24 protein-coding genes are annotated in these 13,474 nt (G+C 38.5%); all 24 read right to left on the bottom strand.

Features of this window, described 5'->3' with window-relative positions; genetic code table 11:
- Positions 1–7 precede the first annotated feature (7 nt).
- Positions 8–772: a tRNA pseudouridine(38-40) synthase TruA gene (gene truA / locus N0K80_RS04885; protein WP_269023958.1), complete on the bottom strand. Its 765-nt coding sequence runs from the start codon at positions 770–772 to the stop codon at positions 8–10.
- 12 nt (positions 773–784) lie between these two features.
- The gene (locus N0K80_RS04880; protein ID WP_269023957.1) at positions 785–1,579 is read right to left on the bottom strand and encodes an energy-coupling factor transporter transmembrane component T family protein; all 795 of its coding nucleotides are present in this window, start codon (positions 1,577–1,579) and stop codon (positions 785–787) included.
- Complete coding sequence (locus N0K80_RS04875; protein WP_269024051.1) at positions 1,572–2,450, bottom strand: energy-coupling factor ABC transporter ATP-binding protein; 879 nt, start codon at positions 2,448–2,450, stop codon at positions 1,572–1,574. The genes N0K80_RS04880 and N0K80_RS04875 overlap by 8 nt, the downstream gene beginning before the upstream one ends.
- On the bottom strand, positions 2,426–3,271 hold the full coding sequence (locus tag N0K80_RS04870) for an energy-coupling factor ABC transporter ATP-binding protein (RefSeq protein WP_146342562.1): 846 nt from the start codon (positions 3,269–3,271) through the stop codon (positions 2,426–2,428). The genes N0K80_RS04875 and N0K80_RS04870 overlap by 25 nt, the downstream gene beginning before the upstream one ends.
- A 169-nt stretch (positions 3,272–3,440) precedes the next feature.
- Complete coding sequence (locus N0K80_RS04865; protein WP_269023956.1) at positions 3,441–3,962, bottom strand: GNAT family N-acetyltransferase; 522 nt, start codon at positions 3,960–3,962, stop codon at positions 3,441–3,443.
- 253 nt (positions 3,963–4,215) lie between these two features.
- Complete coding sequence (gene rplQ, locus N0K80_RS04860) at positions 4,216–4,596, bottom strand: 50S ribosomal protein L17 (RefSeq protein WP_057974617.1); 381 nt, start codon at positions 4,594–4,596, stop codon at positions 4,216–4,218.
- A 27-nt stretch (positions 4,597–4,623) separates the two neighbouring features.
- On the bottom strand, positions 4,624–5,562 hold the full coding sequence (locus N0K80_RS04855; protein WP_057974618.1) for a DNA-directed RNA polymerase subunit alpha: 939 nt from the start codon (positions 5,560–5,562) through the stop codon (positions 4,624–4,626).
- An 85-nt stretch (positions 5,563–5,647) separates the two neighbouring features.
- Positions 5,648–6,037, bottom strand: coding sequence for a 30S ribosomal protein S11 (gene rpsK / locus N0K80_RS04850; protein WP_057974619.1), 390 nt, complete (start codon positions 6,035–6,037; stop codon positions 5,648–5,650).
- Positions 6,038–6,065: 28 nt separating this feature from the next.
- Entirely contained in the window at positions 6,066–6,431 is a 366-nt protein-coding gene (gene rpsM / locus N0K80_RS04845; protein ID WP_057974620.1) for a 30S ribosomal protein S13, read from the bottom strand.
- A gap of 24 nt (positions 6,432–6,455) precedes the next feature.
- Positions 6,456–6,572: a 50S ribosomal protein L36 gene (rpmJ, locus tag N0K80_RS04840; protein ID WP_057756760.1), complete on the bottom strand. Its 117-nt coding sequence runs from the start codon at positions 6,570–6,572 to the stop codon at positions 6,456–6,458.
- A 35-nt stretch (positions 6,573–6,607) separates the two neighbouring features.
- Positions 6,608–6,826, bottom strand: a complete 219-nt coding sequence (infA, locus tag N0K80_RS04835; protein WP_057974621.1) for a translation initiation factor IF-1 — start codon at positions 6,824–6,826, stop codon at positions 6,608–6,610.
- Positions 6,827–7,023: 197 nt separating this feature from the next.
- Positions 7,024–7,686 carry an adenylate kinase gene (locus N0K80_RS04830; RefSeq protein WP_284060691.1) on the bottom strand — a complete coding sequence of 221 codons (663 nt, stop codon included), beginning with the start codon at positions 7,684–7,686 and terminating at the stop codon, positions 7,024–7,026.
- Between the two features lie 75 nt (positions 7,687–7,761).
- Positions 7,762–9,057: a preprotein translocase subunit SecY gene (gene secY, locus N0K80_RS04825; protein ID WP_057974622.1), complete on the bottom strand. Its 1,296-nt coding sequence runs from the start codon at positions 9,055–9,057 to the stop codon at positions 7,762–7,764.
- Positions 9,057–9,491 carry a 50S ribosomal protein L15 gene (rplO, locus tag N0K80_RS04820; RefSeq protein WP_112250646.1) on the bottom strand — a complete coding sequence of 145 codons (435 nt, stop codon included), beginning with the start codon at positions 9,489–9,491 and terminating at the stop codon, positions 9,057–9,059. Before rplO ends, secY begins: the two co-directional genes overlap by 1 nt.
- Positions 9,492–9,536: 45 nt before the next feature.
- A complete protein-coding gene (gene rpmD / locus N0K80_RS04815) occupies positions 9,537–9,719 on the bottom strand; it encodes a 50S ribosomal protein L30 (RefSeq protein WP_057974624.1) in 183 nt (60 codons plus the stop codon).
- Positions 9,720–9,731: 12 nt separating this feature from the next.
- Complete coding sequence (gene rpsE, locus N0K80_RS04810) at positions 9,732–10,232, bottom strand: 30S ribosomal protein S5 (RefSeq protein WP_057974625.1); 501 nt, start codon at positions 10,230–10,232, stop codon at positions 9,732–9,734.
- A gap of 19 nt (positions 10,233–10,251) precedes the next feature.
- Complete coding sequence (gene rplR / locus N0K80_RS04805; protein ID WP_083478987.1) at positions 10,252–10,608, bottom strand: 50S ribosomal protein L18; 357 nt, start codon at positions 10,606–10,608, stop codon at positions 10,252–10,254.
- Positions 10,609–10,661: 53 nt separating this feature from the next.
- A complete protein-coding gene (gene rplF / locus N0K80_RS04800) occupies positions 10,662–11,198 on the bottom strand; it encodes a 50S ribosomal protein L6 (protein WP_057974627.1) in 537 nt (178 codons plus the stop codon).
- A gap of 30 nt (positions 11,199–11,228) precedes the next feature.
- A complete protein-coding gene (gene rpsH / locus N0K80_RS04795; RefSeq protein ID WP_057974628.1) occupies positions 11,229–11,627 on the bottom strand; it encodes a 30S ribosomal protein S8 in 399 nt (132 codons plus the stop codon).
- 34 nt (positions 11,628–11,661) lie between these two features.
- Complete coding sequence (locus N0K80_RS04790) at positions 11,662–11,847, bottom strand: type Z 30S ribosomal protein S14 (protein WP_057974629.1); 186 nt, start codon at positions 11,845–11,847, stop codon at positions 11,662–11,664.
- Positions 11,848–11,865: 18 nt separating this feature from the next.
- Complete coding sequence (gene rplE, locus N0K80_RS04785) at positions 11,866–12,408, bottom strand: 50S ribosomal protein L5 (RefSeq protein WP_057974630.1); 543 nt, start codon at positions 12,406–12,408, stop codon at positions 11,866–11,868.
- A gap of 27 nt (positions 12,409–12,435) precedes the next feature.
- Positions 12,436–12,744, bottom strand: coding sequence for a 50S ribosomal protein L24 (rplX, locus tag N0K80_RS04780; RefSeq protein ID WP_057974631.1), 309 nt, complete (start codon positions 12,742–12,744; stop codon positions 12,436–12,438).
- Between the two features lie 32 nt (positions 12,745–12,776).
- Positions 12,777–13,145 (bottom strand): 50S ribosomal protein L14, encoded by a 369-nt coding sequence (rplN, locus tag N0K80_RS04775; protein WP_057974632.1) that lies wholly within the window; start codon positions 13,143–13,145, stop codon positions 12,777–12,779.
- Positions 13,146–13,197: 52 nt separating this feature from the next.
- Complete coding sequence (gene rpsQ / locus N0K80_RS04770; RefSeq protein ID WP_057974633.1) at positions 13,198–13,464, bottom strand: 30S ribosomal protein S17; 267 nt, start codon at positions 13,462–13,464, stop codon at positions 13,198–13,200.
- Positions 13,465–13,474: the final 10 nt, after the last annotated feature.

Raw genomic sequence — 13,474 nt, 5'->3', positions numbered from 1 at the left:
TACCATATTACCCTAGTTCATCCGGATAATAAACCTTTTTTAAATATAATCCACTGGCTGGAGCAGTTTCTCGAGCCTGTTGTCGATCTTTCACTTCATATAACCGTAGAATATCATGGACTGGACGCCGCCCGTTCCCTATTTCTAGGAGCGTTGCAACTAAAATTCGGACCATATTGTAGAGAAATCCATTACCATAAAATTCAAAAATAATTTCATGATTTTCTTTATCTTCTCTCACAGTTGCCTCATAAATCGTTCGAACATGATCGGTGACCTGACTACCGGCAGCCACAAAACTCGAAAAATCATGTTCCCCAACTAGATCAGGTAACGCTGCTTCAATTTTTGCAATATCGATTTTATATTTATAGTGACCCGTGTAGAATCGTTTAAATGGATCCGTGAACTCTCCTTGTGATACACGATACATATAGCGTTTACCGTGCGTACTATAACGTGAGTGGAAATCATCACTAACCAGTTCAGCCTTTTTAACTTGAACATCCAACGGTAATAAACTATTCAAAGCCCTTAACATACTCATTTCTGGAATTTCATGCATGAAATCAAAATGAAAAACTTGACCTAATGCATGAACGCCTGCATCCGTTCGACCAGAACCATAAATTCTAACCGGAACATCTGACTTACTCATAATTGTGACTGCTTTTTCTAACACGGATTCAACAGTTCGTTGGTTTGGTTGCCGTTGAAATCCGGCAAAGGCTGCCCCATCATAAGCAACCGTGATTTTATAACGTACTGACATATTTCTTCATCCTTAATTTTTGAGATAGACTAATACAACGGTCACGACTGCAAATAAAACAAAAGCCATCGTATCCGTTGTTTGCCATTTAAGCACTCGGTATTTCGTGCGACCTTCGCCACCTTGATAACCACGCGATTCCATCGTAATGGCTAAATCTTCCGCCCGATTGAACGAACTAACGAATAGTGGAATTAACAAAGGAATGATTGACTGCATTTGTTTAATCAACGACCCTTGACCAAAATTCACGCCTCGAGCACGTTGCGCATTCATAATTTTAGCCGTTTCATCCATCAATGTTGGCACAAATCGTAACGCAATTGATAACATCAAGGCAATTTCGTAAACTGGAAATTTAATGGCTTTCAGGGGTTTCAATAACGATTCAATCGCGTCTGCTAATTGCAATGGCGCCGTCGATAACGTTAATAATGTCGACATGAAAATAATTAAAATAAACCGACAAAAAATATATAACCCATTTGTCACACCAAACTCTGAAATTTTGAAGATTCCCCAATGCCAATACATCTGGCCACCACTTGAAAATAGCATTTGTAGAGCGACCGTGAAAATAATCAGCCAAATTAATGGCCGGACACCTTTTAGAAAGAAACTCAGACTAATTTTTGACGCCAAGATACAGACTAACGTGAAGATTAAGAGCATCGAGAAACTTTGCCAGTTATTCGCCATGAAGATGATTCCGACAAAATAGAAACTCAGAACTAATTTAGCTCGGGGATCTAGGCGGTGAATAAGTGAATCACCTGCTATGTAACGTCCTAAAATTAATTTATTCATTTGCGTCGTGACCTCCTTTTCGACTTAATAGTTCGACAAGGTCATCAGCGAGTTCAGCTTCCGTTAAAGGCATATTGGCGAAAGAGAACCCTTTTTCAGTTAATTTTTTTGAAAATAAAGTCGTCGTTGGCACATTTAAATGGTTATCCAATAAGAAATCCGGATCCGAAAAAACGGCCCTCGGCGTACCCGATTTAATAATCGTTCCTTTAGACATAATAATCGCATGATCTGCATAATTCGCCACGTCATCCATTTGATGCGTCACTAAAATTATTGTGAGATTTTGTTCACGATGGAGTTCCTCGAACATTGCCATCATGTCAACGCGGCCTCTAGGATCTAATCCTGCCGTAGGTTCGTCTAAAACAAGGATTTTAGGCTCCATAGCTAAGATGCCGGCTATTGCTACCCGACGCATTTGGCCCCCTGAGAGGTCAAATGGAGACTGTTGATAGATGCTCTCTGGCAATCCAACTAATTTCAGCATTTTTGCGGCAATGGCTTCTGCCTCAGATTCCGTTTTACCGAAATTTTTTGGCGCAAAAGCCACATCTTTAATGACGGTCTCTTCAAAGAGTTGTGCCTCCGGAAATTGAAAAACAATCCCAACCTGTTTACGTAAATCGTTCAGCGCTTTATTAGGCGTTTCTGGCGTTATTATCTGCTCACCAATCTGAATTTCACCCTCAGTGGGCTTTAATAGTCCATTTAAATGTTGTAATAGTGTCGATTTACCAGAACCCGTATGCCCGACGATTGCCGTAAATGATCCATCCTCAATTTCAAGATTAATATCATGCAGAGCCTGACTTTCGAAAGGTGTGCCTTTTTGGTAGGTAAAGGCTACTTCGTTGAATTTAATTGCCATAACCAATCTACCATGCCTTCCTCTGTCATATAGTCGTCCGGAATATCAAAATGACGTTTTTTAAGTGCTGCTTTTAGGCGTTCCGGATAAGGAACATCTAAACCCATATCCACTAATTGTTCGCCGAGCGCAAAAATTTCGGCAGGCGTTCCCTGTTTAACGAGTTGCCCGCCATCCATTACCATAATTTTATCGGCACTTGCCGCTTCATTAATATCATGTGTAATTGAAATGATTGTTAACCCACGCTCATCTTTAAGTTGATGAATTAGGCTTAAAACCTCGTCACGACCCTCAGGATCCAACATGCTAGTTGATTCATCCAAGATGATGACTTCTGGCCTTAGAGCGACAATTCCTGCGATTGCGACCCGTTGTTTCTGCCCACCAGATAGTCTGGCTGGTTCTTTGGCCGCAAACTGCCACATATCAACACGTTCAAGCGCATCTTTAACACGTTCTTGCATTTCTTTACGTTCAATACCATTATTTTCAAGTCCGAATGCCACATCGTCTTCAACTGTTGCTCCAACGAACTGATTATCTGGGTTTTGGAAGACAATTCCAATTTTACGGCGAATGTCCCAAACTGTTTCAGTTGATAGCACCAGTCCATCAACCGTAATTTCACCAGATTTAGGAGCCAATAGGCCATTAATATTTTTTGATAGCGTGCTTTTACCACTACCATTATGACCGATGATAGCGACCCACTCTCCCTTATTAATCGTAAAGGAGACATCTTTGAGCGCCATTTCATTCAGTTCTTTTTGTGCTTCATATTGATAATTTAAATGATCAACTTTAATTACTTCAGTCATGCCGCTTGTCCTCACACTTCACAAAATAGATTATGTTTTGAATTATATCACAGGCAAAAATTAACCCGGTAACTTTATACTTTTAATTATACACACTAATCCGACCATATCTTCATCACTATGAGTCTAATTTCCAATTATAAGGCACTTATTACTTATTGATGGAGATTTAGTTGTGACCATTCAGAGCAGGCTGAGAACCGTATTCTGGTCCAATAGTTCTCACCATGTGATAATTAATTAAATTTTGCTGTCGTCGGTAGTTATTTTGTTTTCGGACTACTTTAAAACCTTGTTGTTCAAAAAAAGGAACGGCTGTTATTGAAGCATCTACTGATTGTATTTTTGTTTGTAAATAAAGTCTTTGATAGTTGGTTAATCCAGCAAGCAATCGTGTACCGATTTGTTGCCGAATCATAAGACTCGAAACATACAATAAATCTACCTGCCCGTCTTCATCAATATTACTAAACCCAACAACCTTCCCGTCACTTATGGCAACCAAACTATACGTCTGAGTTAACCGTTGATGCCACTCGTCCAAATCGGGGTGTACTTGTACCCATTCATTAATTTCTAATTGCGAATAATCCTGTCGATTAACGACTTGAACAGTTCGATTAAACAATGTAATAATTTCGGATAAATATTTAGGATCATACTGATAAAGTTGAGTACCATCAATCGACATCGGGCTACCTCCTGATTGGATTAAGAATATTATTATCATACTAGGTTTCTAGACATAAAAAAAGGGTTCTAAACACATTACTTGAATGTGTTTAGAACCCTTTTAAAAATCTCATTAGACAATAAAAAATCACTATGAAGGATGACCGGCAATTCACAAACGTGAAAGACCTTCAAACTAGACTAAGATTACTCCATCATCATAACGTTTGTTTTTAATCATCAATCAAAGTGAAAAATTATCTGTTAACGAATTATACTAATTCAATAATAACCATTTGTGCGGCATCGCCACGACGAGGCATTGTCTTCATAGTTCTAGTGTATCCACCATTACGTTCAGCGTAACGAGGAGCTACATCAGAAAATAATTTTTGTAATGCTGATTGAACAGTGACATCGTCACCATCTTCTTTCACGTCAGCAACTGTGTTTCTTACGAAAGCAGCAGCACGACGACGTGAAGCCAAATCACCACGTTTACCTAAAGAAATCATTTTATCGGCAGATTTGCGTACTTCTTTAGCGCGAGCTTCAGTAGTCACAATTCGTTCGTTGATAATAAGACTTGTTGTTAAATCACGTAACATTGCTTTACGTTGAGAACTTGTACGTCCTAATTTGCGGTAACTCATGAATAGGTTCCCTCCCTCTATATAATATTAGTCATCATGACGTAATGATAAATCAAGCGCAGCTAATTTAGCTTTAACTTCTTCCAATGATTTACGTCCTAAGTTACGGACCTTCATCATGTCAGCTTCGGATTTATTCGTCAATTCTTGAACCGTGTTGATACCAGCACGTTTCAAACAATTGTATGAACGAACTGATAAATCAAGTTCTTCAATCGTCATTTCGAGCATTTTTTCTTTATGCGTTTCTTCTTTTTCAACCATAATTTCGGCATTTTTAGCTTCATCGGTTAAATCAACGAATAAAGTCAAATGCTCAGTTAAAATTTTAGCCGACAAACTAATGGCTTCGCTTGGTGTAATTGAACCGTTAGTCCAAACATCAAGTGTCAATTTGTCATAATCATCTTTTTGACCAACACGTGTTTTTTCTACTTGGTAGTTCACACGTTCGATTGGGGTATAAATGGAGTCAATTGGTAATACGCCGATTGGCATATCTTCCGCTTTGTTTTGATCAGCAGATACATATCCACGACCATTACTAGCGTTCATGCGAACATGAAAAGATGCGCCTTCTGCGACTGTACAAATGTACAAGTCGGGATTTAACACTTCAACATCACTGTTGCCAATGATGTCACCGGCAGTAACTTCTGCGGGACCTTTCACATCAATTTCGATGGATTGGTCTTCGTCAGCAGCTAACTTCAAAGCAACTTTCTTAATATTCAAGATAATTTGAGTAACATCTTCCAATACGCCTTCAATAGTTGAAAACTCATGTAAGACACCATCAATTTGAATATTAGTAATAGATGCACCTGGTAAGGAAGATAGTAGAATCCGACGAAGTGAATTACCTAATGTCGTACCATAACCGCGTTCAAGTGGCTCTACAACAAATTTACCATAGTTAGGACTTTCATCTATCTTATGAATATTTGGTTTTTCAAATTCAATCATTCTTATCTTTACCCCTTTCAAAACGTAACGTGTAATCTAGTGAAAACATTATGAAGTTCAACTCCGTAATGAATATTAATCCACGTTAAACACGACGGCGTTTTGGAGGACGACATCCATTATGAGGCACCGGAGTAACATCGCGAATTGCGGTTACTTCGAGACCAGTAGTTTGTAAAGCACGGATTGCGGCTTCACGGCCAGAACCAGGTCCTTTAACAGCTACTTCAACGGTTTTCATACCGTTTTCCATTGAGCCTTTAGCTGCAGCTTCTGCTGCCATTTGTGCTGCGAATGGTGTAGATTTACGACTACCTCTAAAACCTAATGCACCAGCTGATGACCATGCAACGGCGTTACCGTTAACATCAGTAATCATAACAAGTGTATTGTTAAAAGTAGAATGAATATGTGCAACACCGGCTTCAATATGTTTTTTAACACGGCGTTTGCGAGAAACTTTCTTAGTTGCCATAAATAGTATTACCTCCTTAATCTAGTAATTATTTCTTGCGGCCTGCAATTGATGTAGCTGGGCCTTTACGTGTTCGAGCGTTGTTTTTCGTGTTTTGTCCACGAACTGGTAAACCACGACGATGACGCATGCCTCGGTACGTTCCAATTTCTTGGAGACGTTTAATGTTCAAACTGATTTCGCGACGTAAGTCACCTTCAATTTTGAATTGATCAACAACTTTACGGATTGCATCCTCTTGGTCAGTTGTTAAATCACGAGTTCTAATATCTTCTGATACTTCTGCTTCTACCAAGATCTTAGCAGCAGTAGTATTACCGATTCCATAAATGTAAGTTAATGCTACCACGATTCTTTTATCACGTGGAATATCAATACCTGCAATACGAGCCATAACAATTACACCTCCTAATTTTTATTATCCTTGACGTTGTTTATGTTTTGGATTTGCGCTACAAATGATCATAACTCGACCTTTGCGCTTGATAACTTTACAATGTTCACACATTGGTTTTACTGATGGTCTTACTTTCATTGAATTATACCTCCTAAAAGTTTTTGAAGTACAATCTATTTAAAGCGATAAGTAATACGACCCTTACTTAAATCGTAAGGAGACATTTCAACCGTCACTTTATCACCAGGTAAAATACGAATATAATTCTTACGAATTTTACCTGAGACATGAGCTAAAATTTCATGATCATTTTCAAGTACTACTCGAAAAGTCGCATTGGGTAACGTTTCACGGACCGTACCCTCAATCTCAATTACTTCTTCTTTCGCCACGTAAATGTACCTCCTTAAAATCGTGTTTTAACTTTACATGTAAAAATGGTGAGAAATAGAGACTCTCACCCGTTCTTATCAGGATATTAATAAAAAATATCCTCCTGAAAAGATAAACCGGAATTATTCTATCATACCGCTATCTCAGATGCAAGTTAGTCACTCCGGCACAATTACTTTGCGGCGGAATACTCAGATTACTTGAGATTGTTTAAAATCGTTTCAATATCTGCAAATACATCTTCAATATCACGGTTGCCATCTACTGTATACAATAGATGACGTTGTTCATAAAAATCTAATAACGGTGTATTCATTTTGATGTTAACTTCTAAACGGTTCTTAACCGTTTCAAGCTTGTCATCTTCACGTTGATAAAATTCATGATGACCACAACGATCACATGTTCCTTCAACCTTTGTGGGGTTAAAGATTTTGTGATAAGTGGCACCACAGTTGCGACAAATGTAACGACCAGTTAAACGTTCAATTAGAGATTCAGGATCGACATGAATGTCAATGACTGCGTTAAGAGGTTTTCCAAGGTCTTTACCGATTTCGTCCAAGGCAACAGCTTGCGCCATATTTCTTGGAAAGCCATCAAGCATGTAGCCATCTTGAATATCATCTTCGGCTAATCGTTCTTTGACAATGCCATTTGTGACTTCATCAGGAACAAGATCGCCACGATCAATATACTTTTTAGCTTCAAGTCCCATTGGTGTTTCATTTTTCATTGCTGCACGGAAGATGTCTCCCGTAGAGATATGAGCGATGTGGAAAGCGTCGACAATCTTTTCAGCTTGTGTTCCCTTACCTGCACCAGGTAAACCCATTAACATCAGGTTCATTTTAGTCATGAATATCCTCCTAATATGAGAAATGGTTAGGCATCAGCCTAACCTAATTCTCAGTTTAAAATTTGTTTTTATCGATTATCTAATGAATCCAACGTACTTACGTTTCATCATCATACCCTCTAGTTGACGAATTGTTTCAAGAGCAACACCAACAACAATCAACAGACTAGTACCACCTAAACCAATTGATTCATCTAATCCAAACATACTTGATGCTAATAATGGAATTAAAGCAACAAATCCTAAGAACAATGAACCAACGGTACTTAAACGCATCAATAATTTTGAAACATATTTTTCTGTTGCTTTACCAGGCCAAACACTTGGAATGTAACTTCCCTGTTTTTGTAAGTTCTCTGAGAGTTTCTCAGGATTTACCTGAACGAAAGCGTAGAAGAATGTGAACAAGACAATCAATACGGTATAAAGAATGGCACCGTATGTCGTTTGCATATTGAAAACTTGACTCAATACTTTATACCAAGTCGCGTCCCCTTGTGAGCTTTGGAAAGCCAAAAGCACAGTTTGGGGAGTTGCAATGAATGAACTCGCAAAAATAACGGGGATAACACCCGCAACGTTTACCTTAAGTGGCAGATATGAACTATCTGTCGCACCAGCAACTCGTCTTGTGTATTGAATTGGAATCTTATAGTTAGCCTGTTGAACATATGTTACAAAAGTTACGATTGCAAAAATTGCAACGAACAAGATTACTATGAACAAGATGCCCCCCCAAAGATCACCTTTATCAGCTTGGACAATTTGTTCATTAAAAATCTGTTTAATACCACCCGGGATACGAGAAACGATACCTGCCATGATTAACATGGAAACACCATTTCCAATACCTCGTTCGGTAATCATATCACCTAACCAAGTCGTCAACATTGTTCCGGCTGTTAAAATAATGCCCAGAACAACATATGTTTCCGTACTTGGATTTTTAACCAAACCTAAACTACTCAATGAGTCTAACCCTGCGGTGATACCCACAGACTGAACAAATGCTAAAACAATTGTTAGGTAACGCGTAGCTTGATTCAATTTACGACGACCAACTTCACCTTGTTTACTCCATTCTACAAAACGAGGAACAATGTCCATCTGTAGTAATTGGATAACAATTTGAGCGGTAATGTAGGGTGAAACCCCCATTGCGAAAATCGAGTAGTTAGTTAATCCACCACCACTAAAAGTGTTAAGAAGACTAACTAAGTTACTACTTGTTGCACTAGCAATTGCAGCATGGTTAATTCCAGGAACTGTTATAAAAGTACCTAAGCGAAAGACAATTAAAACACATAAAGTGAAAAAAATCTTTTGACGGATTTCTTTCACGGCTAATGCATTTTTCATCACTTTAAGCATTAGATCACCTCTGTTTGACCACCGGCAGCTTCAATAGCTTCTTTAGCAGCAGCTGAGAATTTACCTGCTTTAACAGTTAATTTCTTGTTAAGTTCGCCGGAAGCTAAAATTTTAATTCCTGATTTTTCGTTCTTAACAATACCTGATTCAACAAGTAAAGCTGGTGTTACTTCAGCACCGTTTTCGAATTTGTTTAAGCTATCTAAATTGACAACTGCATATTCTTTACGGTTAATGTTGTTAAATCCACGTTTTGGCATACGACGGAATAAAGGCATTTGTCCACCTTCAAAACCTAAACGTACTTTACTACGGGCTTTTTGGCCTTTTTGACCACGTCCAGAAGTTTTACCATTACCAGAAGATGTTCCACGTCCGACACGGTTACGTACTGAGCGAGAACCTTCACTTGGTTTTAATTCATGTAATTTCATAGGGTTGGCACCTCCTTATTTTAAACTGCAAACAAGATGTTGATGTTATTTAACTTCTTCAACGTCCACTAAATGAGAAATCTTTGCGATAACGCCTCGTGTTACTGCGTCGTTAGGACGAATAACAGAGCTGCTAATACGGTGTAAACCGAAAGCTTTAACGATTTCGCGTTGATTTTGAGGACGTCCGATGACACTGCGTTTTAATGTAATTTTCAAATCTGTCATGTTTTAGTCCTCCTAGTCAGCTAAGTGTTGGATAGAAACGCCACGTAACGCAGCAACTTCTTCAGCACTCTTCATTTTCTTTAAACCATCCATTGTTGCGCGAACAACGTTGATTGGTGTATTTGAACCTAATGATTTACTTGTTACATCTGATACTCCAGCAAGTTCCATAACGGCACGAACTGAACCACCAGCGGCAACTCCAGAACCTTCAACAGCTGGTTTAAGCATAATGCGTCCACCACTGTATTGACCGAGAACTTCGTGAGGAAGTGTCGTACCGACCATAGGTACGTCAATCAAGTTCTTTTTAGCATCTTCAACTGCTTTACGGATTGCTTCAGGAACTTCTTGAGCTTTACCTGTACCGAAGCCTACATGACCATTGTGATCACCGACAATAACTAATGCAGCAAAACGTAGACGACGTCCACCTTTTACAACTTTAGTAACACGGTTAATCGCAACAACACGATCTTCTAAATCTAAATGAGTTGGATCAATGAAAGTCATAAACTATTTCCTCCCTTTCTTAGAATTCTAATCCATTTTCACGAGCTGCTTCAGCTAAAGCAGCAACGCGTCCATGGTATAAGTATCCGCCACGATCAAAAACAACAGCTTTGATACCTTTGTCATTAGCGCGTTTAGCAACTAATGCGCCGACAGCAGTAGCTTTTGCTACTTTGCTATCGCCTGTTACATCACTATCCATTGTTGAGGCACTTGCTAGCGTTACACCCGCTACGTCATCAATTACTTGAGCGTAGATGTGGTTATTTGAACGGAATACGTTTAAGCGTGGGCACTCTGCAGTTCCAGAAATCTTACCACGAACACGTAAATGACGCTTTGAACGTGTTTTATTTCTATCTGGTTTTGTAATCACAATTTTCACCTCTTGATTTTATTCAAAAACAAAGTAAGTAATGCTAAGCAGCATTATTTACCTGTTTTACCTTCTTTACGACGAACATGTTCGCCAACGTAACGAATTCCTTTACCTTTATAAGGTTCTGGAGGACGAACGGCACGAATTTCTGCGGCAAGATCGCCAACTTCTTGTTTACTGATACCTGAAATAATAATGCTTGTATTTGCAGGAACTTCAACAGTTAAGTTTGCGCGTTCTTCAAAATCCACTGGATGTGAATAACCAACATTTAATACTAATTTTTTCCCTTGTAATTGTGCACGATAACCAACACCAATCAACTCAAGTTCTTTTTTGAAACCTTCTGTAACTCCAAGAACCATGTTGTTTACGTTGGCACGCATTGTACCATGTAAGGCACGAGTGCTTTTATCGTCACTTTCACGAGTAAATTTAACTGAAAGACCTTCTACATGCATTGTAATAGCACTAGAAAACTTACGAGTTAATTCACCTTTGGGGCCTTTTACTGTAACCATTTGACCTTCTTGTGTAACTTCTACACCAGCAGGAAGAACGATTTCTTTATAACCTATACGACTCACGCGAGTGACACCTCCTTACGAATTAATTGATTACCAGATGTATGCTAAGACTTCGCCACCAATTTGTTTGGCGCGTGCATCTTTATCTGTCATCACACCTTCTGATGTTGAGATAACTGCGATTCCTAAACCATTTAATACTTTAGGAACTGCATCAGCTTGAACGTACGTACGTAATCCTGGTTTTGAAATACGTTTAATACCAGAGATTACACGTTCGTTGTCTTTTCCAAATTTTAAAAATACACGGATAATACCTTGTTTGTCATCATCGATGTATTCGATATCACGTACGAAACCTTCATTTTTAAGGATTTCAGCGATATCACGTTTGATTTTTGAAGCAGGTACTTCTAAAGACTCATGCCGTACCATGTTTGCATTACGGATACGAGTTAAAAAGTCTGCGATCGGATCAGTCATGACCATTGAGTTTACCCTCCTTTAACTTATCTTTTTAAATTTACCAACTAGCTTTTTTCATACCAGGAATTTGGCCTTTGTGAGCAAGGTCACGAAGACAAATACGGCATAATTTAAATTTACGATAAACAGAATGTGGACGACCACAACGTTCGCAACGCGTGTAAGCTTGCGTAGAGAATTTTGCGGGACGTTTGTTCTTTGCAATCAATGATTTTTTAGCCAAAGCTTTGTAACCTCCTTATTATTTAGAAAACGGCATACCCAATTGTGTGAGTAATTCTTTTGATTCCTCATCAGTATTAGCAGTTGTAACAATAACAATATCCATTCCACGAACTTTATCCACATCATCAAAATCGATTTCTGGGAAAATTAATTGTTCGCGAACACCTAAAGTATAGTTACCGCGGCCATCAAAGGCTTTATTGCTAACGCCACGGAAATCACGCACACGAGGTAATGAAACTGAAACTAATTTATCTAAGAAATCGTACATGCGTTCGCCACGTAAAGTAACTTTAGCACCGATTGGCATACCTTCACGTAAACGGAAGCCAGCGATTGATTTCTTAGCTTTTGTGACCAATGGTTTTTGACCAGAAATCAAAGCTAATTCTTCAACAGCTTTATCTAAGTTTTTAGCATTAGTAACAGCATCACCAACACCCATATTGATAACAATTTTATCAACTTGAGGTGTTTGCATAATTGATGTGTAGTTAAATTTTTCCATCATAGATGGTGTAATTTCATTAGTGAACTTTTCTTTTAAACGGTTAGTCATGAAGAAAGTGTCCTCCTTTCAATAGGTCTATTTAACAGTTTCACCTGATTTTTTAGAAACTCTAACTTTCTTGCCATCTACAACTTTGAAGCCAACACGAGTTGGTTCGTTTGTAGAAGGGTCGACAAGCATCACGTTTGAAACGTGAATTGGTGCTTCAATATCCACGATGCCACCTTGTGGATTCGAGTTACTAGGTTTTTGATGTTTTTTTGCAATATTGATACCTTCAACAATCACACGGTCTTGTTTAAGGAAAACTTTAGTAACAGTACCTTGTTTACCTTTATCTTTACCTGCAATTAATTGAACTTTATCACCAGTTTTGACGAACATTTAGCGCACCTCCTTGTTTTCCGATGGATTTCTTATAATACTTCGGGTGCTAAAGAAACAATCTTCATGAAATTGTTATCACGTAATTCACGTGCAACAGGTCCAAAGATACGTGTACCTTTAGGGCTCTTGTCATCTTGGATGATAACAGCAGCATTTTCATCAAATTTGATGTATGAACCATCAGCACGATGAGCACCTGATTTTGTACGTACGATTACAGCTTTAACAACTTCACCTTTTTTGACAACACCACCTGGTGTTGCATGTTTAACAGTAGCAACAATAACGTCACCGATATTAGCAGTTCTACGCTTTGATCCACCTAAAACTTTAATAGTTAAGATTTCTTTTGCGCCTGAATTGTCGGCAATTTTTAAACGACTTTCTGTTTGTATCACAGTAAGTGTCCTCCTTTCAATAGCAAATTAGAAATACGAATGGCAATTATGCTTAAGCAATAACTGCTTTTTCAACGATATCTAATAAACGGAATCTCTTAGTTGCTGACAACGGACGAGTTTCCATAATTTGAACGATATCGCCGATTTTTGCTTCGTTGTTTTCATCATGTGCATAGAATTTTTTAGAATAAGTCACACGTTTACCGTAGGTTTTGTGTGTCTTGTATGTTTCGATAAGAACACTAATCGTTTTATCCATTTTGTCGGATACAACGCGTCCTTGATAGACTTTACGTTGGTTACGAGTTTCACTCATGCGTAAATGG

This window comes from Dellaglioa carnosa (genome assembly GCF_026948345.1).
In the GTDB taxonomy this organism is placed as follows: domain Bacteria; phylum Bacillota; class Bacilli; order Lactobacillales; family Lactobacillaceae; genus Dellaglioa; species Dellaglioa algida.
The sequence above is the reverse complement of the archived record's forward strand: the minus strand, read 5'-3'. Positions and strand labels throughout refer to the sequence as shown.